Below are 22,010 nucleotides of genomic sequence, written 5' to 3' on the forward strand. Positions count from 1 at the left end.
ACGCGCGCTTTGCTCGCGGTGCCGTGGTGCCGGGCATGCTTTGCTCGCCGTGCTGCGGTGGCAAGCATACTTTGGCCGTGGTGCCGAGCATGCTTTGGCCGCGGTGCTGTCGTGCCGAGCATGCGGTGCCCGCGATGCCCCGGTGCCGCGGTGGCAAGCACGCTTGCCGGTGGCTCCGCTGTGTACAGGCTTCGCCAGAGCGCGTGTCGAACGGAAAGCTTTGCCTGTGGCGTCAGACTTCACCACGACGTCGCCACCGCGCGCAGACTTGGCGCTGGTCGACCGACCTTGTCGTCGGCGTGCTTGCTTGCGCACGGCGGCCCGATTGGCTATGCCTCGCTGTCGTGAGTGTTGCCGCCGGTTGGAGCCGGAGTAAGCACTCACGAGAACTTGTTGAGGGCACAGCTCAACCGCACGGTGTCTGCGGTGAAAGTTTCGCCGGTCAGCCCAGCCCGGGTGTGAACCCGGCACCCGTCACTCCGCCGCCCAGCTTGCGGCTGGGCGGCTACCGTCTGCTGGCCTCCGGCGACGTCATGCCCTGGACTGTACCGTGCCGTGCTCAGGGAGTCGCGTGCGTTCTGCCATTCCTTCCGTGCGGAGCGGAAACCCCGCCCGTTTGTAGATGTTCGTCGTGGCGATGCGGCCGCCGTCGATCGTCGGAGGCTGCGTTCGGTGGGCCTTGGCGGATCCCGTCCGTGCGGAGCGGAAATCCGGCCCGGTCGTAGGTGTGCGTGGTGGCGATGCGGTCGCCGTCGATCGTCGGAGCCTGTGTTCGGTGTGCCTTGGCGGATGCCGTGCGGGGCGAAATGAGGAGTGCCGATCCGGGCGGTGTCGTGCCGGTTGGTCTCGCGGGATCAGGTGAGTCCGGCGTGGGCGGCGATCTCGTCCGCGAACGACGTCACCCTTGTGTACATCCCGGGTTTGCCTGGCTTCCCGCATCCGTCGCCGTAGGAGACGATGCCGACTACCGTGTCGCCGACCAGCAGCGGGCCGCCGGAATCTCCTTTGCAGGCGTCGATGCCGCCGTTGGGGTAGCCGGCGCAGAGCATGCTCGTCGCGGTGTATTCCGGATAGCCGGTGCGGCAGGTGGCGTCGTCGGCTAGGGGGACGGTGGCTTGGCGCGGGTAGTCCGAACGGTCGCCGCCGTCCGCGAGGCGGCCCCAGCCCAGGACTGTGGCATTGGTGCCGGCGGGGTAGCGGCTCGGGTCGCGGGCCAGGTCGGCGGGGCGGTAGGGGAGCGAGCCGCGGACGGTGAGGACTGCGACGTCCGAACCTTGTTGCGGCGTATGGAAATCAGGGTGTTGCCAGGCGGCGGAAACTGCGCGGACGACGCCGTCTTGGCCGCGTTTGTCTTCCCGACCGGCTACGACGCTGAGTTCGCCGGTCGGGACGGTGGCGGCACAGTGCGCGGCGGTCGCGACCTCGGTGCGGCTGACGATGACGCCGCCGCAGAACTGGGTTCCGTGACTGTCCACTAAGTACACTGCGTACGGATGTTGTTGCAGGGAAGCTTTTTCTCCGCCGATGACGGCTGGAGCGGCGTGGGCGGAGGTGCTCAGGGTGATGGCGAGCAGGATGACGGTGGCGATGAGTGCGAAACGGCGTGGCATTGCGGACCCCCTCGGCTGCGGCAGTGCACGTTAGCCACTTTACCGGGCGGTTGAGGGGGAAACCGTCGCTGAACCGGGTGGAAACCGCGGGGGACCGGATTCGGACCCCCGCGGCGGATGAGGGGAGGATCTTCGGAAAACGGCTCGGGCAAAGGGAATCCGGTCGGGGTCGCGAGGAATGGTCACACTGGAACTGAACGCACTGCGGATGCCCCGCCGCACGTTCCGCAAACCCGGCTTGCGGGTTGGCTGCGCGGAACGAGCGCGGCTGGATGGAGCAATGGTGAAGCCGGAATGCATGCCGGTGCGGAATCCGGAAGCGAGACTCGCCGGCGACGGGTTCGACGGGCGGTCACCGGGAAGTACCGGCAAAGGCGTTGCGACCCCTCGACTCGCGTTAGCCGAGCGGTCGAGTGAGGGGCCATCGACGGGGGTCATTGCAACGCCCTCCAGGGGAAGCACGCTTCGTCTCAGTCAAGCAGCCAAGCAGCCAAGCAGCCAAGCAGCCGAGCGGCGCGGCCGAGCGGCGATGCGGCCAAGCGGCCAAGCGAAGGGAGCCGTCGCCGGTGAGAACCCCCAGGCCTCACCGGCAACCCACCGAAGCGGCCTCAGCAGAGCGGCGCGACAGGACCGTCCGAACCGGTCTTCACGTAGGTGTCCGAGATGTAGTGCCCGGGCCCGATCCGGTCCCAGATCTTGCTCGTCCCGAACTTCCCGGTCACACTGTCCCCATTGACGTAGCACTCGATGTTCACCTTGGCGTAGTTGGCCGCCAGGCCCTTCACCGACGAGGACGTGTGCGCGCCCGACCGCACGTTCACCGGGTCGCCCGCCGTCTGCACCAAACCGCTCGCGGCGGCGGAGCCCGTCCACAGGTAGGTGACCTTCACGTTTCCGTTGTCGCCCAGGCCGACGCCCGAACTGAAGGTCCCGTCGGCCAGGTCGATGCCCGCGGGGTTGCCGACCTTGTACCCGAGATCGTCCCGGCCGCCGTTGTAGCCGTTGTGGTAGGCGGCGTAGGCCTCGGGCTGGCCCTGCGGCAGGTCCTTGTACTCGGCGCGCACCGAGGACGGGTTCCAGTAGTCGTCCTTGGTGTTCCACGGCCCGACATCCCAGACCGGCGCGTATTCGCAGCGGCTGTTGTCCGTCTTGCACACGCGCACGCTGTAGTTTCCAGTTCCCTTGGGCGACAAGGCTTTTCCGGAGGGCAGTGCGACGAAGTGGTCGTTGCTGGAAATGACATGGCCGTTCGCGGTGGTGTGGCCGGCGAGGCCTTCGCGGGTGGCGTAGACGGTGTAGGTGAGCGGAGTGGACGCGGCGATGGCGTTCGCCTGCGGGGTCAGGGAACTGGTCAGTTCGACGTCGCGCACGGTGGGGCGCGCGGCGGCGGTGCCGGACAGCGTGATCCTGGTCTGCACGACGCTCACCGCGCGGGGGAGCGCGGTGCCGGCGGGGGTCCATTCCGTCCAGTCGTCGGCACCGGAGCGGCCGCGGACGTCGACTTCCACCGAGGTGCCTTGCGGGGCGTCGGCGGAGATTTCGGCGGCGACCCGGTTCGCCGGCGCGGGCAGGCGGCGTTCGGCGGAGAGCAGGTAGCCCTCGCTTCCCGCGGCCTGGTCGGCGGGTCTCCACGCAGGATCCCGCAGCGTGAGCGTGCCGCTGGCCGTGACGACGTTGACGTCGTCACTGTCCACTGAGGACAGATCGGCGCGCCAGGCGCCGGAAGCCTCGGCAGCGCTCACGGGTGTCGCGACTGCGGTGACCGCCCCCGCGGCGAGCAGCGCGGCGACCGTGCGCCGGACCATCACTTTCCCGACCACGACGGATCTCCCTTCACTCGTCCGAATCGAACTGCCGGAGTGTCGGAGGGATCCGTACACGATCCATACAACGATCTCGCTCGGTCGTGTACCGGGAGCGGGAGGTTGACAGCGGCGGGTGATCAAGATTAGCTTTGCTGGCAAAGTTAATTTAAGGGCAAAGGAAGTGTGGGATGACCATCCTGGTGACGGGGGCGCGCGGGAATGTCGGGAGCGAGGTCGTCCGCGTGCTCCGCGAGGGCGGGCACGAGGTGCGTGGGTCGGCGCGCGACGCGGGCGGGCTGGATCTGCCGGATGCGGTGTCGCTGGACCTCACGGCTGACAGCGGATTCGAGGAAGCGCTGAGCGGTGCCGAGGCGATCTTCTTGTATCCGACCCGGGCGAAGGGTGCGGTGGATTTCCTTGCGGCGGCGAAGAAAGCAGGCGTGTCCTACGTCGTGCTGCTGTCGTCGCCGGATGTCTACGAGGGCGCTGCGGACAACCCGATCCGGCGGGCGCATCTGCCCGCGGAGGCGGCGGTGGCGGAGTCCGGACTGCCGTTCACGGTGCTGTACCCGGGCTGGCTGGCGGGTAACACCCGGCGGGACTGGGGTGCGGCGATCCGGGCAGGGGAGCCGGTGCGGCTCGTCTCGCCGGAGTCGCAGTGCGCGCCGACGGCCGAGGAGGACGTGGCGGCGGTTGCCGCCAAGCTGCTCACGGAGCGTAGCTACCCGGGGCGGAGGCTGGCGCTGACTGGGCCGGAGTCGATGACGCAGCGTGCGGTGGTGGAGACCCTGGCGGAGGAATTGGGTCGCTCGATCGAAGTGGCGACCGAAACGCGGAGCGAGGCCCTGGCGCGGCGTCCGGAGTGGATGCCGGAGGCGGTGCTGGAGCATCTGATGGACGTGGAGGAGGCGGCGGTGGGCCGAGCAGCCCCGGTGAACAACACGGTGGAACGGTTCGCGGGACGGCCGACGTCATTCCGCGAGTGGGCCAGGGCGCACAAGGACGACTTCGCCTAACAGTCCTATGTGGACAAAACTCAAGCGGGCTTCCAGGAAACGCCGGAGGGCCGCGTCTGGGATTCGCATAGTTCCCGCACCGCGCGCAGCACTTCCTCGGCGGAAACCTCGCTCCCGGACGGCTGCGGGAAGTGCGCGCCTTGAAGGCTGAAGTAGTCGACGGGATCCTCGCCCGAGCCGGCCGCGGGCAGGTAAGTCTCGCCGTTTTCGTGCCACGCCAGGCTTCCCCGCGTGCCGCGCAGGCCGGCGACCAGGTACGGCGTCCGAGGCTTCCGGCCCGCGTACAGCCACCAGACGACCCCGGCATCCGGCGCGGGCGGTTCGGCGGCGCGCAGGGCGGAGAGCACGTCGTCGGCAGCCGTCTCGGTGACGTCGTACCCGGTCCGGCGACGGGCGTCTTCGATGCTCGCCATGGTGCGCTCCGCTCGTGAAGTGTCCTGATACTACTCGGTGCCGATCGGCGAGCGACTTGTGGAATGGCCGGCGCGGAGCCGGGCCGCGCGCAGCGTCAGATACCGCTGCTCGGCGGTGTTTCCGGTGCGGGCGGCGGCCGCGGTGTAGTGGCGGATCGCTTCCTCTCGTTCGCCGGCCATCTCCAGCAGGTGCGCGCGGGCGGCGGCGAGGCGGTGGTGGCCGGGGAGCCGGTCGTCGAGCTCGGCCAGCATCGCGAGCCCGGCGTCCGGCCCGTGCACCATCGCAGTCGCGATCGCGCGGTTGAGCGTTACGACGGGGTTGCCGGTCAGCGCCTCGAGCCGCGTGTACAGCGTGAGCACGCGCGGCCAATCGGTGTCTTCGGCCCGCAAGGCGATGTCGTGCGTCGCGGCGATCGCGGCCTGCAGCCGGTATTCGCCGATGCCGTCGCGGGTCAACGCGGCGGTGATCAGCGCGACGCCTTCCCGGATCAGCGAACGGTCCCACTGCGACCGGTCCTGGTCGGCGAGCGGGATGAGGTCGCCGTCCGGTCCGGTGCGGGCTGGCCGGCGGGCGTCGGTGAGCAGCATCAGCGCGAGCAATCCGGCCGCTTCGCCGTCATCCGGCAGCGCGGCGTGCAGCAGCCGAGCGAGCCGGATCGCCTCGGCCGACAGTTCGGTGCGGTGCAGGCGACGGCCCCCGCTGCTCGTGTATCCCTCGTTGAACACCAGGTACAGCACGTGCAGCACGGACCGCAGCGATGCCTGCCGCTCGTCGGCGGCGGGCATCCGGAACGCCAGGCCGGACTTCTTGATTTTCGCCTTCGCCCTGCTGATCCGTTGCGCCATCGTGGTTTCCGGCACGAGGAACGCGCTGGCGATCTCCGCGGTCGTCAGCCCGCCGACGGCCCGCAACGTCAGCGCGATCGCCGACGCCGACGTCAGCGAAGGGTGCGCGCACAGGAACAGCAGCGTCAGCGTGTCGTCCCGATCTGGAACGTCGGCGGCCCGCGGCTCGGCGGCGACCGTGTCCTCGCGCCGCCGCCGAGCCTGGTCGCTGCGGAAGCTGTCGATGATCCGGCGGCTGGCGGTCTGCAGCAGCCAGCCGCGCGGATTCTCCGGGATCCCCTCCGCGGGCCAGTGCTGCACCGCGGCGAGGAGCGCTTCTTGTGTCGCGTCCTCGGCCGCGCCGAAATCGCCGGACCGGCGCACGAGGACGGCGAGGACCTGGGGCGCGAGCGTGCGCACCAGGTCCTCGACCTCAGGCTGCGACATCACACCTCCGGCGCGCTCATCACCTGGCGCACCTCGATCGGCACTCGCAGCGGCGCGCCTTCCGGACCCGGCGCGGCCGACACCCGGGTCGCGATCTCCAGCGCCCGCGCCTCCGATTCGACGTCCACCACGCGGTATCCGGCCAGCAGCTCCTTGCCCTCCGGGAACGGCCCGTCGGTGACGACCGCGCCGCCCTTGCCGTCCGCGACCACGGTCTTCGCCGCTTCCGGCCCGGCAAGGCCTTCCGCCTCGACGAGTTCTCCGGCTTCGGTCAGTTCGGCGTTGAGCACGTGCTGGAACTGGATGTGCGCGCGGATGTCCTCCGGAGCCCACTCCGGCAGCGGGATGTCGCAGCCTTCGCCCTGGGCGTAGGTCTGCAGCAGCATGTACTTCGGCATAGCGTTTCCTCCAGTGTCCGGCTCGCCGCTTCCGGGCGGGCTCACCAAGGGAACGGAACCCGCGCGCCGTCCTCGACACGCACCGCGCACATCTTGCCGGGGAACTCCCGGCGGCGCGGGCGGAACGGGTGGCGTGGGTCTCAGTGCCCGGGACACCCGAACGGCCTAGCAGGTAGGTTGCGGGAAGCAACTCACCTGGAGGGAACCGTGAGCACGACGACCTTCGCCGCGGTGTCCGCGGTCAAACAGCGCTCGGACACCGAGTTCAGCGTCGACCTGAGCCCGGCGTGGACCATCGGCGGCCGCCCGAACGGCGGCTACCTGCTGGCCGCGATCGCCCGCGCGGCGACTGTCGTTTCCGGACACCCGGACGTGCTCGCCGCCAGCGCGCACTACCTGCGCTCGCCCGAACCGGGCCCGGCGGAGATCGAGGTCGAGGTGCTGCGCACCGGCCGGACCGCGACCCAGCTGCGCGGACGGCTGCTCAAGGACGGCGTGCCGCAGGTCGAGGCCCTGCTGACGCTGGGCGTTCTCGGCGAGGCCGAGCCGTTCTGGCAGGACGGGGTGCCGCAGCCGAACTTCGGGCCGTTCCCGGAGGAGCCGTGGGGCCCGGACGTGCTGTCGTCCGGCATCCCGATCGCGATCCGCGACGAGATCGACGTGTACTTCGACCGCCCGCTCGCCGACGGGCCCAGCGGCCGCGGCGAACTGCGCGCCCTGCTCGCGCTGCCCGGCGACGAGCCGTTCGATCCGATCAGCCTGCTGTTCGCGGTCGACGCCCTGCCGCCCGCAACCCTCGACGTCGCGCCGTCCGGCTGGGTGCCGACGCTCGAACTGACCGCGTATGTGCGGGCGCATCCGGCTCCCGGCCCGGTGCGGGTGCTGCACCGCGCTCACCTGATCGGCGACGGGCGAGTCGACGAGTCCTGCCACGTGTGGGACAGCGCTGGGACTCTGGTCGCGCAAGGCACGCAGCTGGCCGGGATCCGGATCGGCTGAGTCGCGCGGGTTGGTCCGTGAAGGGCTCCTTGAGGGAATCAGATTCCCTCAAGGAGCCCTTCACGGACCACAAACTCCGCTCTCGCTGGCCGGCTGGGAGCTCAGTCCGTGAAGGGAACCCTGAGGGACTCTGAGTCCGTGAGGGTTCCCCTCACGGAAGTTCTCGCACGCGGAGCATGCTCGGTCAGCGGGTTCCGGCGAGTGCCCCTGTCGTGACCAAGCGGTACCCGGTGCGCCCGGAGAACTCCGCGGTCAGCGCGAACCGGTCGCCGCGCACCAGCGTGTGCCGCCATTCGATGCGTTTGCCCGCGCTGGTGCCCAGGCGTCCGATGGAGAACGCGCCGACCGTTTCGCCGCAGCCCAGCAGGGCGCGTTCGGCTCGCGTCGGCACGACCGCGCGGATCTGCTCCTCGCCGTGGTCGAGCCGGACGCCGGTGCGGCGGTGGAGTTCGCCGTACAGGCTGGTGTGCTGGAAATCCGCGTCCAGCAGCGGCCGGGCGAGGTCGGCGGGCAGCCACACCCGGTCGACGGCCAGCGGGTCGTTTCCGGCCAGCCGCACGCGTTCCAGGTACAGCAGGGGAGTGGAGCCCTCCAGCGACAGGCGTTCGGCGACCACCGCGTCCGCGCGGATGTCGAGCCGGCGCACGACGCTGTGCTGGTCGAGCCCGGCCTCCTCGACCGCCGCGAACAGGCTGTAGAGCGCGCCGAGCGGCTGCTGGATCTCGGCCGCCGCGGCGACGCGGGGCTGGCGTCCGCGTTCGGCGATGAGCGTGCCGTCCGCGCGCAGTTCCCGCAGCGCCTGCCGGACCGTCTGCCTGCTGACGCTGTATTCGTCGGCGAGCGCCAGTTCCCCGGGGAACGCGCCGTCGAACTCCCCGGCGCGGATGCGCAGCAGCAGCCGCTGCTGCAGCTGCCGCCACAGGGGCTGTCCGCCGGTGCGCACCAGCTCTGCCTCGCCCATGCCGGGAACAGTACCGCTTGCCAAATGTACGGACAGCTCTTAGATTAAATGTACGTACATTACCGAGGAGGCCAGAGTGCGCACAGGAGTGAACCGGTGACCGGCGCGGCGCTGGGAGCGACGCGCGCGACGGTGCAGTGGCGGGCCAAGCTCGCCCGCCCGGTGCCGGGGCTCGCGGTCGCGCTGCTGGTCGCGGCGGTGGCGACGGCGGGCGGGAAGCTGGTGCCGGTGGTCGGCGGGCCGGTGCTCGCGATCCTGCTCGGCGCGGTCGCGGGAGCGGTCGTGCCGTCGTTGCGGAGCTGGCGGTTCAGCCCGGGGTACGCCATCGCGTCGCGGCCGGTGCTGCAGCTGTCGATCGTCGTGCTGGGCACGGGACTGTCGATCCAGCAGGTGGTGCACGTCGGCGGGCAGTCGCTGCCGGTGATGCTCGGCACGCTCGCGGTCGCGCTCGGCGGCGCGTGGGTGCTCGGCCGGCTGCTTGGCGTCCGCGGGGACACGCAGACGCTCATCGGCGTCGGCACCGGCATCTGCGGTGCGTCCGCGATCGCGGCGACCAGTGCGGTGCTGAAGCCGAAGGAAGCCAATATCGCTTACGCGCTCGGCACGATCTTCACCTTCAACGTCGCCGCGGTCCTGCTGTTCCCGCCGCTCGGGCACGCGCTCGGGATGTCGCCGCACGCCTTCGGCCTGTGGGCCGGAACCGCGGTGAACGACACGTCTTCCGTCGTCGCGGCTTCCTACGCTTACGGCGGCGACGCTGGTTCCTACGGCCTGGTCGTGAAGCTCACCCGTACGCTCACGCTGATCCCGATCGTGCTGTTCCTCGCCGTGCTCGCCGCGCGCAAGCAGTCGGGCGGCCGGGTTTCCTTGCGCGCCATGCCTTGGCACCGGCTGGTGCCGCCGTTCCTGATCGGTTTCCTCGCCGCCGCCACGGTGGAAAGCGCGGGCTGGATCCCGGAATCGTGGCACGCGCCGCTGTCGACGCTCGGCACCTTCCTGATCACCATGGCGCTCGCCGGGATCGGCCTGGCGCTCAAGCCGTCCGACCTGCGCAAGGCGGGACACAAGCCGCTGCTGATGGGAGCCATCCTGTGGATCGCGGTCGCCGCGTCGAGCCTCGGGCTGCAGGCGCTGACCGGCGGGATGTGACGCGTTAGCGCACGCGCGGGTTCCGCTTCCGCCGCCTTCGTGCGGCAAGAACCTCGAAGAGCCGGGACACCCCTCGGCTCCGGCGCACGAACACCACGGATTCGCCGCGTGGGCCCGAATCGGCCCGCGCGGCGGTTTCGTTTCGGGGGCCGCGCCGGAATTCCCGGAGCCCGGCGGCGAACTCGGCCGGGTCGCCGCCGACGTCCGGGTGGTGGGTGCGCACGAACCGACGGTAGGCCGCCTTGTCGGCTTCGGACCACGCGCTCCGCTCGTCCACCGCCGTCCTTCCCCGGTTGAGAGTTTCGCCTGACATTCCTGCCGGAAGTCTGAGGCAAGTGCCAACCGGCAGTTCAACGATACTGTTCAAGCACATGACCGAGCAGATCGCACTCGACCTCGCCGAGCTTCGCGCCGTCACCGCGTACGCCGTGGCCTGTGCGGAGCCCGCGCTGCCGATCTTCGAGCAAGCCCGTCCGGACGACCGCCGCCCGCGCGACGCGATCGAGGCGGCGCGGGCGTTTGCTCAAGGAGCCAAGCGCAGCAAGGCAATCCGGGACAGTGCGTGGGCGGCGCAGCGGGCGTATCAGGAAACCCGCGACGCCGGGCAGACCGCGGCGAGCGAGGCCGCGCGGGCTGCTGTCGCCGCTGCCGGGGCGGCGTTTCTGCATCCGCTCGCGAAGGCGACGCAGGTGTGGCACATCCTCGGCCCGGCTGGCCATGCGGCGTACGCGTTCGAACTGGCTGGAATGGCGGCGCAGCACCCGGCGGCCGATCCGGTGGTCGTCCGGGTGCTGTCGCGGTATCCGAAAGCGCCAGGTGGTCGCGGGCGGGCGGGGGAGTTGGTGCGCGAGCTGGATGCCTTGCTGCGCAAGGACTAGCGAACCCGTTCGACCCGCCGCTCGTCCCAGACCGGTTCCGGCGTCTCGCGGACGACGCCGTCTGAGCCGAAGACGAGGTAGCGGTCGAACGAGCGGGCGAACCAGCGGTCGTGGGTGACCGCGAGCACGGTGCCTTCGTAGGATTCCAGCCCGTCTTGCAGCGCCTCGGCGGATTCCAGGTCGAGGTTGTCCGTCGGCTCGTCCAGCAGCAGCGCGGTGGTTCCGGCCAATTCCAGCAACAGGATCTGGAACCGCGCCTGCTGCCCGCCGGACAGGCGGTCGAAGACCTGCTCGCCCTGGCGGTGCAGTTCGTACCGGCGCAGCGCGGACATCGCCGCACCGCGGTCGCGCGCGTGTTCCGTCCAGAGCACGTCGACCAGCGTGCGGCCGGTGAGCTCTGGGCGGGCGTGCGTCTGCGCGAAATGGCCGGGCACGACGCGCGCGCCGGTCTTCCAATCGCCGGTGTGCGCGACGTCGCCGCCCGCGAGCAGGCGCAGGAAGTGCGACTTCCCGGAGCCGTTCGACCCGAGCACCGCGACGCGCTCGCCGAAGAAGATCTCCAGCGAGAACGGTTTCATCAGCCCGGTCAGTTCCAGGTTCTTGCAGGTCACCGCGCGCATTCCGGTACGTCCGCCGCGCAGCCGCATCCGGATGTCCTGCGGCCGCGGCGGTTCCGGCGGGGGACCGGCCTCCTCGAATTTCCGGAGCCGGGTCTGCGCCGCCTTGTACCGCGACGCCATCTCGTCGCTGCGCGCGGCGTACTGCTGCATGTCCCGGACGAGCCGTTTGAGCTGGGCGTGTTTCTCGTCCCAGCGCCGGCGCAGTTCGTCGTAGCGGGCGAATCGTTCCTGCCGTGCCTCGTGATACGTGCTGAACCCGCCGCCGTGCACCCAGGCGTCCGCGCCGTCGCCGCCGGGCTCGACGCTCACGATCTTGTCCGCCGCTCGCGCGAGCAACTCGCGGTCGTGCGACACGAACAGGACGGTTTTGCGGGTTTCCTTCAGCCGGGCTTCGAGCCAGCGTTTGCCGGGCACGTCGAGATAGTTGTCCGGCTCGTCCAGCAGCAGCACCTCGTCCGGTCCGCGCAGCAACGCTTCGAGCACCAGCCGTTTCTGCTCGCCGCCGCTGAGGGTGCGCACGAGCCGCCAGCGCGCGCGGTCGAACGGCACGCCGAGCGCCTCGGTCGTGCACATGTCCCAAGTCGTCTCGAACTCGTACCCGCGGGCTTCGGCCCAGTCGCTGAGCGCCTGCGCGTACCGCATTTGCGCGGCCTCGTCGTCGACCTCCAGCAGCCGCTCCTCGGCCGCGTCGACCGCCATCGCGGCGTCGCGAACCCGCTGCGGGGCAACGGAAACCAGCAGATCCCGCACTGTGCGCTCGTCGCGCACCGACCCGACGAACTGCGCCATCACGCCCAGCCCGCCGGTCACCGTGACCGCGCCCTCGTCCGGCTTCAGCTCTCCCGACAACAGCCGCAGCAACGTGGTCTTGCCGGCACCGTTAGGGCCGACCAGCGCGACGACCGCGCCCTCGCCGACCCGGAACGAGACGTCGCCGAGCAGTGGACGCCCGTCGGGCAGCACGTAGCGCAGGTGCGCGGCCTCCAAATGCCCCATGCCCCGGCACTCTACCCAGACCGCCGCGAATCGCCGCACGGTTTTCCGGCCGTCCACAGAGGACGCAAAGCGGCGGCGCCGGGGAGAACCGGCACCGCCGCTCTTGGGATCGCCTTATGCCTTGCGTTGCATGCTTTCCCGCGCCGGGTTGGCCTGCTCCGCCGCCTTCGGGTCCTTCTCGTCCTGCTTCGCGCGCACCCCGGATTCGACGCGGTCGCCGAGGTCCTTGTCCACGTTGTGCCAGTACTCGAAAGCCCGCTTCAGCACCGGTTCGGTCACCCCGTTCAGCAGGTGCCCGACGATGTTGTCCACCAGCCGCTCGCGCTCGGCGTCGTTCAGGACGTCGCGCACCATCGTGCCTGCCTGGCCCCAGTCGTCGTCCTCGGCGTGGTCGACGTAGGCCGACCGGACCATCTCGCCGTCGGAATGCCAGCCCGCGGGGGTGCCGTAGCGTTCGGTGTCGGCACGCGGGCCGCCCTTGGAGTTCGGCGCGTACACCGGGTCGGAGACCTTGGCGTAGCGCATCGCGCCGTCCTTGCTGTAGCTGTGCACCGGCGAGGTCGGCGCGTTCACCGGCAGCTGCTTGTAGTTCGCGCCGATCCGGTACCGGTGTGCGTCGGCGTAGGCGAAGAGCCTGCCCAGCAGCATCCGGTCCGGGCTCGGGCCGATGCCGGGCACCAGGTTGTTCGGCTCGAACGCGGCCTGCTCGATCTCGGCGTGGTGGTCGGTCGGGTTGCGGTCGAGCGTCATCTTCCCGACCTCGATCAGCGGGTAGTCGCCGTGCGGCCACACCTTCGTCAGGTCGAACGGGTTGAACCGGTAGTTCTTCGCGTCCTCGAACGGCATGACCTGGACGTGCAGCGTCCAGCTCGGGTAGTCGCCGCGCGCGATGGCCTCGAACAGGTCGCGCGTGTGGTAGTCGGTGTCCGCGGACGCCATCTGGTCGGCCTCGTGCTGGGTGAAGTGCTCGACGCCCTGGTCGGTCTTGAAGTGGTACTTGACCCAGAACTTCTCGCCGGCGGCATTGACCCACATGTAGGTGTGCGAGCTGTAGCCGTTCATGTGCCGCCACGTGCGCGGGATTCCCCGGTCGCCCATCAGCCAGGTGACCTGGTGCGCCGATTCGGGGGAGAGCGTCCAGAAGTCCCACTGCATGTCGTGGTCGCGCAGGTTGCTGTCCGCGCGGCGCTTCTGCGACCGGATGAAGTGCTGGAACTTCAGCGGGTCCTTGATGAAGAACACCGGGGTGTTGTTGCCGACGAGGTCGTAGTTGCCCTCGGTCGTGTAGAACTTCAGCGCGAACCCGCGCGGGTCGCGCCAGGTGTCCGGGCTGCCGCGTTCGCCCGCCACGGTCGAGAACCGGGCGGCCATCTCGGTTTTCACGCCCGGCTGGAACACCGCGGCCTTGGTGAAGCGGCTGACGTCGTTGGTCACCTCGAAGCGCCCGAACGCGCCGCTGCCCTTCGCGTGCGGCTGCCGCTCCGGCACCCGCTCCCGGTTGAACTGCGCCATCTGCTCGATCAGGTAGTGGTCCTGCAGCAGGATCGGGCCGCCCGGGCCGACGGTGAGCGAATGTTCGTCGCTCTCGGCCGGGATTCCGGCGTCCGTGGTGGTCGCCGGGGGTTTCGGTTCTTCGGTCATCTCGCGAACTCCTCGTGGTGGTCGGAAACGCCGGAGCAGTCCGGGCACAGACCCCAGAAGACGATCTCGGCCTCGTCCACGGCGAACCCGCGCCGGTCGTGCGGCGTGAGGCAGGGGGCCTCGCCGCGGACGCAGTCGACGTCCTCGGCCCGGCCGCAGCGGCGGCACACCAGGTGGTGGTGGTTGTCGCCGGTCCGCCGTTCGAACCGCGCCGGATGCCCGGACAGCTCGATCCGGCGGACGAGCCCCGCGTCGCCGCACGCGGCGAGCACGTCGTAGACCGCCTGGATCGACACGCTGCCCAGGCTCTCGCGCACCCCCGCCGCGATCGCCTCGACGGTCGCGTGCGGGTGCTCGCCGAGCCAGCCGAGCACAGCTTGCCGCGGCTTGGTGACGCGCAGGCCCGCCGCCCGCAGCGTCGCCGCCGAGTCCGGCATCGGAGTCCTCCCCGGGGATCTGGAACCGCTCCAGTTCCGCCGGTTACCCCCTCTCCGCGGCCCTCACACCTGGGTGTCACCCACCGGTCTGATGAGCTCGACGAGGTGCGCGCGAAGCACGGCGACGCACTCCTCCGGCGTCGTGAGTTCCGGCTGCAGCACGGCCCGGAACGCGATTCCGTCGATGAGCGCGGCCAGCCGGGCGGCCTCGACTTCGGGGTCTTTCGGCTCGAACCGGCCGCTGCGGGCCTGCGCGTCAAGGATGCGGCGGGCCAGCGTCACGGTTCCTTGAACCGCTTCCCGTGCCAGGTCGTCGAGGCCCGGATCGGCGCGCGCGGCCATCAGGAATTCCACCAGCACGGTCACTTCGGTGCGCCGGCGCTCGTCCAGCGGCAGCAGTTCCGACAGGAACTCGGTGAGCTGGTCGACGGCCTCCTCCGGCGAGAGTTCCGACAACGAACCCGTCTTCCCGCGGCGTTCGACGAGCCGCGCGGTCGTCCGGTCGATGGTGGTGCGCATCGCGAACCGCATCAGCGCGTGCTGGCTGTCGAAGTAATGCCGCACCGAGCCGATGTTCAGCCCCGATTCCGCGGCGACCGCGCGCAGCGAGACCGCGTGCAGCCCGTCTTTCGCGGCCAGCCGCAGCACCGCGTCGGCGATGTGGGCCCGCCGCTCTTCCCCGTCCACCACTCTAGGCACTGGACTTTTATATCACAGACGTGATAGAAACGGTTTGTATCACAGGTGTGACAGAAAGGGGTGCGCCGTGGAGACGGTGCTGAACGTCCTGCTGATCCGGTTCGGCATCATCGCCGCGATCGTCGTGGTCGTCGGCCTGGCCGGCTTCGCGCTGATCGTTTCGCTGCGGCGGCGGGGCAAGGGGGAGCGCGTGCGGCAAGGCGCGGCGACGCTCGCGAAGACCGCCGCTCAGGCGATGGACCGGCGCGGGGCGCGCGGAATGCGCGGCCGCGTCGGCGGCGAGGTCGTGCGCCAGGCCGCGCGGTGGCTGGACGAGGACCCGGGCCGGAAGCGGTCCGGCCGGTGAACGCGGTGCTGCTCGCGGACGGGGACGGAATGCTGCAGCACCTCGTGCACGACCTGTTCGTGAAGGGACTGATCGTGCTGGGCGCGGTGCTGGTGGCAGTCGTCGGCGTGGTGGTGATCTGGAAGAAGGTGGGGCGCTGAGGCTTTCTCGCGGCGGCCGCCTTCGGCGCCGGGCGGCTCGCCGTTCGGCGGGTTGACTCCGCGCGGTACGCGACACGTGGCGGTGCCTGTCCGGGGCGGAATTTCGGCACGATGGAGTTCTTCACCCGGAAGACGGAGGCAGTTGATGAGTTATCCGTTCGATCCCGAAATCGCCGCCGCGATCCCGATGCTGCCCGAGACCGACTTCCGCGACGTGGCTGCCTCTCGCGCGGGCATGGCCGAGCTGATCGCCTCGATGCACGGCGATTTCGATGACACCGGCGTGACCACGCGCGACGAGGCCGTGCCGGGTCCCGAGGGCGCGCCGGACGTCCCGATCCGCGTCTACACCCCGGATCGCGTCGCGACGAAGGCGCTGCTGTTCGACATCCACGGCGGCGGGTTCGCGCTCGGCGACTTGGAAGTCGACCACGCGACCAACGTCGAATTGGCGCGCGAACTCGGCGTCGTGATCGTGTCGGTCGAGTACCGGCTCGCGCCGGAGAATCCGTACCCGGCCGGGCTGGAGGACTGCTACGCGGCGCTCGAGTGGTCGGTCAAGCACGCGGACGAACTGGGCATCGACCCGGAGAAGGTGGTGCTTCACGGCGTGAGCGCGGGCGGCGGGCTGGTCGCGGCGCTGGCCCTGCTGGCGCGCGACCGCGGCGGCCCGGCGATCGCGTTCCAGTTCCTCTCCGTGCCGGAACTGGACGACCGCCTCGAGACCGGCAGCATGCGCCGGTTCGCCGACACGCCGATCTGGCACCTGCGTGCGGCCGAGGCGAGCTGGGACTACTACCTCGGCGGACCGGGCAAGCGAGGCGGCCCGGACGTCTCGGTTTACGCGGCGCCGGCGCGGGCGACTGACCTCTCGGGATTGCCGCCCGCGTACGTGTCGGTGATGGAGTTCGACCCGCTGCGGGACGAGGGAATCGCTTACGCACAGGGCCTTTTGGCGGCGGGGGTGCCTACGGAGCTGCATTTGTTCCCAGGCACTTTCCACGGCTCGGCGGTGCTCCGGCACGCGACGGTGAGCCGCCGGGAGACCGCGGAACGAGGGGCGGTGCTGGCCCGGGTGCTGGGGGTCGAGGCGGGCTGAGTCGGCGCGGATCGGTCGAGTTTTCTGTGCTTTCGGCAGTGCCGCTGTCGCCACGAATCCAGTGTGTGGCGGCAGCGACATTGCTTTGCTTGCCGGAGAAAGCCGGAGCCCGTCCAGTCCTTCGACGGACCCGCCGGTGCCACCGGTCAAGCCTGCCACAACGATTGCGCGGGTCTTGTTCCTCTGCTCCTCAAAGAATTCGGTGATTCCGGCAGGCCCGTACCTGGGAAAGCCTCGGCTGCGCCCGCCATCGCCTCGGCTGCTACGCACCGGGCTGTTGACCGCGAGAACTGTCGGTGCGCGCCGATAGAATGGAAACCGGGGGGACCCCCGCGCGAGCGGAACCGTTGCCCCTCAAGCGGATTCCGCCAATCTCCGCGCCACCAACGCCATCCGCGCCCGGAATCGGCCCGCCGGGTCGTCCAGCGTCCACCCCAGCGCGTCCTCCACGTGCGCCAGCCGCGCCGCCACCGAGCTGTGGTGCCGGTGCAGCGCGATCGCCGCCTGGCGGAGGGAACCCGTGCGGCAGAAGGCTTCCAGCGTCTCCAGATCGCCGTTCTCCGCGAGCGCGTCCAACGCCAGCACGTCCGGCTGCGCGCGCAACTGCTCCGCCGGGATTTCCGCCAGCAGCGTCACCGCGCCGAGGTCCTCGTGCACGATCAACGGCCGCGATTTCGCCGCGAATCGGGTGGCCAAGCGGGCTTGCAGCCACGAACTCCGCGCCGCCAAACCGTCGACCGCGTCGCCGACGCCTACCCGGACGGTGTCCGGCAGCGTGCGGTCCTTGGCCCGCAACGCCAGCGTCTCGCGCAACGTCGGAACCACCGAATCCGGACCTTCGCGCGGCTGAAGCACCACTGCCGCCACCCCGCCGACGACGGCCACTCGCGCCCCGAGCGGACCGCCACGGGCGACGAGTGCGACGGCGTCCGCACCGGCGTCGCGGCCGGGGCCCGAACCGACTGCCACCACTCGCAGCGGGCGTGTCGTGTCCAGGCCGAGCAGGGTCAGCGCCCGTGTCCGGTCCTCGTCCGCCGCTTGCTCGCCCAGCACCAGTTCGACCAGCGCGGGGTCCGCGAGATGCGGTGCGGCCGGCTGAGGTTCGACGGGTTTGAGCACCTTCGCCGAGATCGCGAGCCGTTCGAGCACCAGGACGTCGAGCGGTCCGGGCTCGCCCGCGCGTTCCAGCCACACCCGCCCGGCGCCGTCGAGGTCCACCACGACTGCGCCGGGCGGCACCGGGCCGTCGCCGCCGGGTTCGCCGGTCGGCCGGAACCGCAGGACGGTTCCGTCGACACAGCGAATCCCGGCTACGCATTCCGCAAGAAAAGCCGTGGCGCGCAGCAAATCCGGCAGTGTCGCCCGGCGGGCGATCAGCTCGTCGAAATACGCGATGACGCGCACCGCCGTTTCCGCGCCGGAATCGACCGCCGACAACCGCAGCAGCAAGCCCTTCACGGGTTCCAGCCTACGCGAGTCTCAAGTGGACAGTCCGGCCAGCGGATGCAGCTCCTCCCAGCGCGGGACGCGCGGCGGGAAACGGAGCGTCAGCCCGGCTTCCGCGGGCGTGCGGTCGGCCTTGCGCGCGTTGCAGCTGCGCGCCGACCCGCCGCACGCGGCGACGGTGTTGAGCCAGCTCGTGCGCGGGCCGCCGCGCGAAACCGGCGTGATGTGGTCGACCGTGGTGGCCCGGCGCCCGCAGTAGGCGCACGTGTGCCGGTCGCGCCGCAGCACGCCGGAACGCGACCAGCGCGGCGGCCCGGAATATCGCCATTTCATCACGACGTAGCGCAGCAGCCGCACCACCTTCGGCCGCGGGAAGACGCCGAGGTCCGGCCCGTCGCTTTCGTGGACGACCGCGACCTGGCGGACCAGCATCCGGATGGCATGGGGGAGCGAAACGGTGTGCAGGGGCTCGTAGCCGGCGTTGAGAACCAGGACTCCCATGGCGACGGGCACCTCCTTTCCACAGGCGAAACGGGCCGTGAACGCAAAAGCCGCCCGGCCGGTGGTCCGGCGGGCGGCTCCTCGCTCACGGCGTGGCGGGCCACGTCATGGCGCGGAGCCGGGAATGCCCGACAGGTGCATGCATTCGGCGCGGTGCGGCATTCCATGGTTCCTTTCGTGGCTGGACGGCTTTATCATTGCCGCCCCGCGCGCCTGCGTCAACGGAAAATGATCGTCCCGGTTTTCAAGATCCACAATGGACTTAGCGCGGGCGTGCGGAAGGGCATTACCGTTTCGGCGGCGTCCGGTACAGCTCGCCGAGCAGGGCCACCGCGGCGTGCGTGGCCGGATGCGGATCGTGCGCGCGCCAGGCGAGCTGAACCGGCACCGGCGGGGCGTCGCGGACCCGGCGGTACACAATGCCGTCGCGGCGATACTGCGTCGCCGTCGAATGCGGGGTGACGCCGACGCAGCGACCGGTGGTGATGGCGGCGAGCCAGTCGTCGACGTCGTGCGTCAGCTCGACCCGCGGGCGCGATTCCGGCGGCCACAGTTCGGCGGAAGTGGTGCCAGTGCGCGGATCGACCACCAGCAGCCGCGACGCCAGATCGGCGAGCGCGACGGTGCGGCGGCGCACGAGCGTGTCGTCGACGGCCATGGCGCAATAGCGGTCCTCGTGGCCGACCGTCGCGTGCGCGAACTTGCCCGAGGGCACCTGATGGCGCACCACGGCGAGATCGACCAGCCCTTCCGCCAGCCCGGCGGTCGCGGTGTTGGCGCGCACGAGCAGCAGTTCGACGTCCGGGTATCGCGCGGCCCAGCGGCGCTGGAATTCCGCGGTGTGCTTGCCCATCGCCGACCACGCGTGGCCGATGCGCAGCCGCGTGTGCCCGGTGGTCGCTTCGCGGACGAGATCGTCGGCCTCCGCGAGCAGGTGCCGGGCGCGGGCGAGCACCTGGACGCCCGCCGTCGTCGGCTCGAGGCTCCGGCTGGTGCGATGCAGCAGCTGCACGCCGAGAACCCGTTCCAGCGACGCCAGATTCCGGGATACGGCCGCCTGCGAGACGCCGAGTTCGAGCGCGGCGTCGGTGAACGTCCCGGCGTCGACGATCGTCACGAGGCAGCGCAGCTGACGCAGCTCCAGATCCATGCGTCCAGCGTATCGCTGATGCGGTCAATGCATTTTGCGCATTGATCCGCCGGACCCATGCTCGACCGCATGGCGACTACGGAACTGGCTCCGCGAACGCGCGGCAACACCCGGGCGGCCGGTGCCGCGATGCTGCTCGGCAGCGCGCTGTCCAACCAGGTCGGCGCGGCGACGGCGGCGCTCGCGTTCCCGGTGCTCGGCCCGCCGGGAGTGGTGGCGGTCCGGCAATGGGTGGCGGCGGTGGTGCTGCTGGCGGTCGGACGGCCCCGCCTGCGGACGTTCACCGCGCGGCAATGGTGGCCGGTGCTCGGCTTGGCCGCTGTGTTCGCGACGATGAATCTGTCGCTGTACACGGCGGTCGACCGGATCGGCCTCGGACTGGCCGTGACGCTCGAATTCCTCGGCCCGCTGGCGATCGCGCTGGCCGGCTCCCGGCACCGGACGGACCTCGCGTGCGCGGTGGCCGCCGCGGTCGCGGTCGGGGCGCTGATGCGGCCGCAGCCGACCACCGACTACCTCGGGATCGGGCTCGCGCTGATCGCCGCGTCGTGCTGGGCCTGCTACATCCTGCTGAACCGGACCGTCGGCCGTCGCCTTCCCGGAGCCGAGGGTTCGGCTGCCGCGGCCGGGGTGTCCGGGCTGCTTTACGTGCCTATCGGGGTGTTCGCGATGCTGCACCACCCGCCGACGCCGGGCGCGCTCGCGGCGGCGCTCACCGCCGGGCTGCTGTCGTCGGCGCTGCCGTTTCTCGTTGACCTGGTGGCGCTGCGGCGGGTGCCGGCGCAGTTCTTCGGGGCGTTCATGAGCGTCAACCCGGTGATCGCCGCGCTCGTCGGGCTCGTGCTGCTGGACCAGCGGCTGGACGCCGTCGCGTGGGCCTCGATCGGGGTGATCGTGGCGGTGAACACGGTGGCGGTGCTGCGGCGGGCCGGGTAATTGTCGGTGCGGCGGGCTAACGTAGGCGTCGCCGGCAAGGGAGGTGTGGCGTGGTGCGGATCGCGGATCAGGAGTGGCCGTCGACGGTCGTGCCCGCCGACGCGCGCGAACGCGCCCAGGCGACGGGCGTGCTCGTCCGCCGGATGGGCTGGGTGTCCGAACGGCTGACGCGGGAGGAACGCGACGACGTCGAGCGGCAGCTGGAATTCTGGTACTCCAACGGATACTGCCCGGACGCGCTGCTGATCGCGATGAGCGCGCTGCCGGACGGGACGCGCCAGCGGCCGCGCCGGGGCAGCGAAAAGCCAGGCGACTTCCTGCGCTCGCGGATGAAGGGCTGGTTCGTCGACGAGTCCGCCGCCGCGGACCTGACCGAAGTGCGCGAGCCGCCTCGGCGCGGGCAGACCTTCGAGGCGTGGCTCGCGAACCGGCGCAAGCAGGCCGCGGACGAGGGCACGTACCAACGGCGCTCGCGCCTGACCGACGCGGGGGAGCGGGCTCGGGCGGACGCTCGCGCGATCGCGTCGTCCCGGCGCAAGGACCCGCTCGCACGCGTGCGCGAGAGTGAACGTCGGCGTGCTGCGGCGTTGGAGAGTCTGCGGGTGGTCGGCGAGGCGGTCGAGGTGCCACCGCCTCCGGCCTCGGCGAGCGCGACGCCGCGAATGGTCGCGTCGTTCGCCGGGCGGCAGTCGTTGGCCGCGCATTCGCCGCAGGTGCTCCGGATCGTCGAGCGGTTGCGGGCGGAGAAGCGGGGGCCGTCGGCGGCGGAGCTGGCGGTGCTGCGGAATGCGGTTCGGGACGCGCACCACAATGCCGGGCTCGGGACGTTGGAGGCGGCCAGCGCGGAGGTCAACGACGTCGAATCGTTGACGCCGGACGGGCAGCGGATCAAGGACTTTCTCGCGCGTGCCGCGGACGATCGGCTGCCGCTGGACGCGACGGTGCGGTTGCTTCACTCGATGCGGTGAGCCTTGCGTGTCGGGTCACCCGTCGCGGGGATGGTGCTTCCAGACTCGCCCGGTGATGAACACGTCGATGGACGATGCCGGGCGCTGTTTGCTTTCGGTGGCGTGGAATATCCGGACCGGCGGGCCTCGGGCGGATCCGCGGGCGGACGAGGTGCGGGAGCGGTTGCGGACGGTGTGCCGGGGGCTGGGGCACGCGGCTTGCCGGTTCGCCGCCGGGGGTGTCGGCGGGGATCCGGTGCCGTTGCTGCGGTTGGCTGATCGGGCTTTCGAGATCGATACGTTGCTGTTGCTGGTGGGGACGGCGTTGATTTCGGATCCTGGGCGGGATGTGCGGCGGTGGGGGGAGATCGAGGGGTTGGTGGCTGAGGTGGACGGGATGGTGGGGGAGGCTTCGGCTGTGCTGGGCGGGGTTTTTGTGTGACGGGGTTCGCGGGTGGCTCGTCGCCTGGCGGCGACCTTGCCGTGGTGGTTGCGTGGGGCACCCCGAAGCTTGATTGTGCTGACGGTCTGGGGGTGCTTGTCAAGGCGGG

24 protein-coding genes are annotated in these 22,010 nt (G+C 70.6%); 10 read left to right on the plus strand and 14 right to left on the minus strand.

The window, feature by feature from the left end:
* Nucleotides 1-854: 854 nt before the first annotated feature.
* Nucleotides 855-1,610, minus strand: a complete 756-nt coding sequence (locus ACFXI3_RS29650; protein WP_378403896.1) for a S1 family peptidase — start codon at nucleotides 1,608-1,610, stop codon at nucleotides 855-857.
* A gap of 608 nt (nucleotides 1,611-2,218) precedes the next feature.
* The gene (locus ACFXI3_RS29655; protein ID WP_378403898.1) at nucleotides 2,219-3,430 is read right to left on the minus strand and encodes a hypothetical protein; all 1,212 of its coding nucleotides are present in this window, start codon (nucleotides 3,428-3,430) and stop codon (nucleotides 2,219-2,221) included.
* Between the two features lie 173 nt (nucleotides 3,431-3,603).
* On the opposite strand from ACFXI3_RS29655, the gene ACFXI3_RS29660 reads away from it, so the two are divergent.
* Nucleotides 3,604-4,431: an SDR family oxidoreductase gene (locus ACFXI3_RS29660; RefSeq protein WP_378403900.1), complete on the plus strand. Its 828-nt coding sequence runs from the start codon at nucleotides 3,604-3,606 to the stop codon at nucleotides 4,429-4,431.
* A gap of 20 nt (nucleotides 4,432-4,451) precedes the next feature.
* Here ACFXI3_RS29660 and ACFXI3_RS29665 read toward each other — a convergent pair whose 3' ends face one another.
* The 3 genes from ACFXI3_RS29665 to ACFXI3_RS29675 are packed head-to-tail and all read right to left on the minus strand — an operon-like array spanning nucleotide 4,452 to nucleotide 6,514.
* On the minus strand, nucleotides 4,452-4,844 hold the full coding sequence (locus tag ACFXI3_RS29665) for an Imm1 family immunity protein (RefSeq protein WP_378403902.1): 393 nt from the start codon (nucleotides 4,842-4,844) through the stop codon (nucleotides 4,452-4,454).
* Between the two features lie 30 nt (nucleotides 4,845-4,874).
* A complete protein-coding gene (locus ACFXI3_RS29670) occupies nucleotides 4,875-6,116 on the minus strand; it encodes an RNA polymerase sigma factor (RefSeq protein ID WP_378403904.1) in 1,242 nt (413 codons plus the stop codon).
* Nucleotides 6,116-6,514 carry a YciI family protein gene (locus ACFXI3_RS29675; RefSeq protein WP_378403906.1) on the minus strand — a complete coding sequence of 133 codons (399 nt, stop codon included), beginning with the start codon at nucleotides 6,512-6,514 and terminating at the stop codon, nucleotides 6,116-6,118. The genes ACFXI3_RS29670 and ACFXI3_RS29675 overlap by 1 nt, the downstream gene beginning before the upstream one ends.
* 207 nt (nucleotides 6,515-6,721) lie before the next feature.
* Between ACFXI3_RS29675 and ACFXI3_RS29680 the strand changes: the two genes are divergently transcribed.
* On the plus strand, nucleotides 6,722-7,513 hold the full coding sequence (locus tag ACFXI3_RS29680; protein ID WP_378403908.1) for a thioesterase family protein: 792 nt from the start codon (nucleotides 6,722-6,724) through the stop codon (nucleotides 7,511-7,513).
* A 184-nt stretch (nucleotides 7,514-7,697) separates the two neighbouring features.
* Here the strand turns inward: ACFXI3_RS29680 and ACFXI3_RS29685 are convergent, their stop codons facing one another.
* A complete protein-coding gene (locus ACFXI3_RS29685; protein ID WP_378403910.1) occupies nucleotides 7,698-8,474 on the minus strand; it encodes a GntR family transcriptional regulator in 777 nt (258 codons plus the stop codon).
* A gap of 96 nt (nucleotides 8,475-8,570) precedes the next feature.
* Here ACFXI3_RS29685 and ACFXI3_RS29690 point away from each other — a divergent pair, with 96 nt between their 5' ends.
* Nucleotides 8,571-9,623, plus strand: a complete 1,053-nt coding sequence (locus ACFXI3_RS29690; protein ID WP_370938395.1) for a YeiH family protein — start codon at nucleotides 8,571-8,573, stop codon at nucleotides 9,621-9,623.
* 4 nt (nucleotides 9,624-9,627) lie between these two features.
* Here the strand turns inward: ACFXI3_RS29690 and ACFXI3_RS29695 are convergent, their stop codons facing one another.
* Nucleotides 9,628-9,900 (minus strand): hypothetical protein, encoded by a 273-nt coding sequence (locus ACFXI3_RS29695; RefSeq protein ID WP_378403912.1) that lies wholly within the window; start codon nucleotides 9,898-9,900, stop codon nucleotides 9,628-9,630.
* Nucleotides 9,901-9,994: 94 nt separating this feature from the next.
* On the opposite strand from ACFXI3_RS29695, the gene ACFXI3_RS29700 reads away from it, so the two are divergent.
* Entirely contained in the window at nucleotides 9,995-10,501 is a 507-nt protein-coding gene (locus ACFXI3_RS29700; protein WP_378403914.1) for a putative immunity protein, read from the plus strand.
* Here ACFXI3_RS29700 and ACFXI3_RS29705 read toward each other — a convergent pair.
* From ACFXI3_RS29705 to ACFXI3_RS29720, 4 genes are all read right to left on the minus strand, one after another.
* The gene (locus tag ACFXI3_RS29705; protein WP_344279136.1) at nucleotides 10,498-12,117 is read right to left on the minus strand and encodes an ATP-binding cassette domain-containing protein; all 1,620 of its coding nucleotides are present in this window, start codon (nucleotides 12,115-12,117) and stop codon (nucleotides 10,498-10,500) included. The two genes, ACFXI3_RS29700 and ACFXI3_RS29705, sit on opposite strands and share 4 nt — an antisense overlap.
* A 114-nt stretch (nucleotides 12,118-12,231) precedes the next feature.
* The gene (locus ACFXI3_RS29710) at nucleotides 12,232-13,758 is read right to left on the minus strand and encodes a catalase (protein WP_344279139.1); all 1,527 of its coding nucleotides are present in this window, start codon (nucleotides 13,756-13,758) and stop codon (nucleotides 12,232-12,234) included.
* Entirely contained in the window at nucleotides 13,755-14,195 is a 441-nt protein-coding gene (locus ACFXI3_RS29715) for a Fur family transcriptional regulator (RefSeq protein WP_344279142.1), read from the minus strand. The genes ACFXI3_RS29710 and ACFXI3_RS29715 overlap by 4 nt, the downstream gene beginning before the upstream one ends.
* A 63-nt stretch (nucleotides 14,196-14,258) precedes the next feature.
* Nucleotides 14,259-14,894, minus strand: coding sequence for a TetR family transcriptional regulator C-terminal domain-containing protein (locus tag ACFXI3_RS29720; protein ID WP_344279144.1), 636 nt, complete (start codon nucleotides 14,892-14,894; stop codon nucleotides 14,259-14,261).
* A 67-nt stretch (nucleotides 14,895-14,961) separates the two neighbouring features.
* On the opposite strand from ACFXI3_RS29720, the gene ACFXI3_RS29725 reads away from it, so the two are divergent.
* The 3 genes from ACFXI3_RS29725 to ACFXI3_RS29735 all read left to right on the plus strand — a co-directional run bounded on the left by ACFXI3_RS29725 (nucleotide 14,962) and on the right by ACFXI3_RS29735 (nucleotide 16,479).
* On the plus strand, nucleotides 14,962-15,240 hold the full coding sequence (locus ACFXI3_RS29725) for a hypothetical protein (RefSeq protein ID WP_344279147.1): 279 nt from the start codon (nucleotides 14,962-14,964) through the stop codon (nucleotides 15,238-15,240).
* Nucleotides 15,237-15,380 carry a hypothetical protein gene (locus tag ACFXI3_RS29730; protein WP_378403918.1) on the plus strand — a complete coding sequence of 48 codons (144 nt, stop codon included), beginning with the start codon at nucleotides 15,237-15,239 and terminating at the stop codon, nucleotides 15,378-15,380. Before ACFXI3_RS29725 ends, ACFXI3_RS29730 begins: the two co-directional genes overlap by 4 nt.
* 145 nt (nucleotides 15,381-15,525) lie before the next feature.
* Nucleotides 15,526-16,479: an alpha/beta hydrolase gene (locus tag ACFXI3_RS29735; RefSeq protein ID WP_378403920.1), complete on the plus strand. Its 954-nt coding sequence runs from the start codon at nucleotides 15,526-15,528 to the stop codon at nucleotides 16,477-16,479.
* Nucleotides 16,480-16,833: 354 nt separating this feature from the next.
* Here ACFXI3_RS29735 and ACFXI3_RS29740 read toward each other — a convergent pair whose 3' ends face one another.
* The 3 genes from ACFXI3_RS29740 to ACFXI3_RS29750 form a co-directional block, all read right to left on the minus strand.
* Complete coding sequence (locus ACFXI3_RS29740) at nucleotides 16,834-17,937, minus strand: helix-turn-helix domain-containing protein (RefSeq protein WP_378403922.1); 1,104 nt, start codon at nucleotides 17,935-17,937, stop codon at nucleotides 16,834-16,836.
* Between the two features lie 21 nt (nucleotides 17,938-17,958).
* Nucleotides 17,959-18,426 (minus strand): HNH endonuclease, encoded by a 468-nt coding sequence (locus ACFXI3_RS29745; RefSeq protein ID WP_344279158.1) that lies wholly within the window; start codon nucleotides 18,424-18,426, stop codon nucleotides 17,959-17,961.
* A gap of 286 nt (nucleotides 18,427-18,712) precedes the next feature.
* Complete coding sequence (locus ACFXI3_RS29750) at nucleotides 18,713-19,576, minus strand: LysR family transcriptional regulator (protein WP_378403924.1); 864 nt, start codon at nucleotides 19,574-19,576, stop codon at nucleotides 18,713-18,715.
* A 69-nt stretch (nucleotides 19,577-19,645) separates the two neighbouring features.
* Between ACFXI3_RS29750 and ACFXI3_RS29755 the strand changes: the two genes are divergently transcribed.
* From ACFXI3_RS29755 to ACFXI3_RS29765, 3 genes are read left to right on the plus strand one after another with little or no spacing between them, the layout of a single operon-like run.
* Nucleotides 19,646-20,512, plus strand: a complete 867-nt coding sequence (locus ACFXI3_RS29755) for a DMT family transporter (protein WP_378403926.1) — start codon at nucleotides 19,646-19,648, stop codon at nucleotides 20,510-20,512.
* A 50-nt stretch (nucleotides 20,513-20,562) separates the two neighbouring features.
* Nucleotides 20,563-21,480 (plus strand): hypothetical protein, encoded by a 918-nt coding sequence (locus tag ACFXI3_RS29760; RefSeq protein WP_378403928.1) that lies wholly within the window; start codon nucleotides 20,563-20,565, stop codon nucleotides 21,478-21,480.
* A 55-nt stretch (nucleotides 21,481-21,535) separates the two neighbouring features.
* The gene (locus tag ACFXI3_RS29765; RefSeq protein WP_344279170.1) at nucleotides 21,536-21,901 is read left to right on the plus strand and encodes a hypothetical protein; all 366 of its coding nucleotides are present in this window, start codon (nucleotides 21,536-21,538) and stop codon (nucleotides 21,899-21,901) included.
* Nucleotides 21,902-22,010 lie beyond the last annotated feature (109 nt).

Source organism: Amycolatopsis sp. NPDC059235 (genome assembly GCF_042754125.1).
Lineage (GTDB): Bacteria > Actinomycetota > Actinomycetes > Mycobacteriales > Pseudonocardiaceae > Amycolatopsis > Amycolatopsis albidoflava.

Excerpts from the sequence above, each read along its gene's own strand:
- ACFXI3_RS29650 (WP_378403896.1), bottom strand. The coding sequence starts at position 1,610 with ATGCCACGCCGTTTCGCACTCATCGCCACCGTCATCCTGCTCGCCATC.
- ACFXI3_RS29660 (WP_378403900.1), top strand. The coding sequence starts at position 3,604 with ATGACCATCCTGGTGACGGGGGCGCGCGGGAATGTCGGGAGCGAGGTC.
- ACFXI3_RS29665 (WP_378403902.1), bottom strand. The coding sequence starts at position 4,844 with ATGGCGAGCATCGAAGACGCCCGTCGCCGGACCGGGTACGACGTCACC.
- ACFXI3_RS29670 (WP_378403904.1), bottom strand. The coding sequence starts at position 6,116 with ATGTCGCAGCCTGAGGTCGAGGACCTGGTGCGCACGCTCGCGCCCCAG.
- ACFXI3_RS29675 (WP_378403906.1), bottom strand. The coding sequence starts at position 6,514 with ATGCCGAAGTACATGCTGCTGCAGACCTACGCCCAGGGCGAAGGCTGC.
- ACFXI3_RS29685 (WP_378403910.1), bottom strand. The coding sequence starts at position 8,474 with ATGGGCGAGGCAGAGCTGGTGCGCACCGGCGGACAGCCCCTGTGGCGG.
- ACFXI3_RS29700 (WP_378403914.1), top strand. The coding sequence starts at position 9,995 with ATGACCGAGCAGATCGCACTCGACCTCGCCGAGCTTCGCGCCGTCACC.
- ACFXI3_RS29705 (WP_344279136.1), bottom strand. The coding sequence starts at position 12,117 with ATGGGGCATTTGGAGGCCGCGCACCTGCGCTACGTGCTGCCCGACGGG.
- ACFXI3_RS29710 (WP_344279139.1), bottom strand. The coding sequence starts at position 13,758 with ATGACCGAAGAACCGAAACCCCCGGCGACCACCACGGACGCCGGAATC.
- ACFXI3_RS29715 (WP_344279142.1), bottom strand. The coding sequence starts at position 14,195 with ATGCCGGACTCGGCGGCGACGCTGCGGGCGGCGGGCCTGCGCGTCACC.
- ACFXI3_RS29735 (WP_378403920.1), top strand. The coding sequence starts at position 15,526 with ATGAGTTATCCGTTCGATCCCGAAATCGCCGCCGCGATCCCGATGCTG.
- ACFXI3_RS29745 (WP_344279158.1), bottom strand. The coding sequence starts at position 18,426 with ATGGGAGTCCTGGTTCTCAACGCCGGCTACGAGCCCCTGCACACCGTT.
- ACFXI3_RS29750 (WP_378403924.1), bottom strand. The coding sequence starts at position 19,576 with ATGGATCTGGAGCTGCGTCAGCTGCGCTGCCTCGTGACGATCGTCGAC.
- ACFXI3_RS29755 (WP_378403926.1), top strand. The coding sequence starts at position 19,646 with ATGGCGACTACGGAACTGGCTCCGCGAACGCGCGGCAACACCCGGGCG.
- ACFXI3_RS29765 (WP_344279170.1), top strand. The coding sequence starts at position 21,536 with ATGAACACGTCGATGGACGATGCCGGGCGCTGTTTGCTTTCGGTGGCG.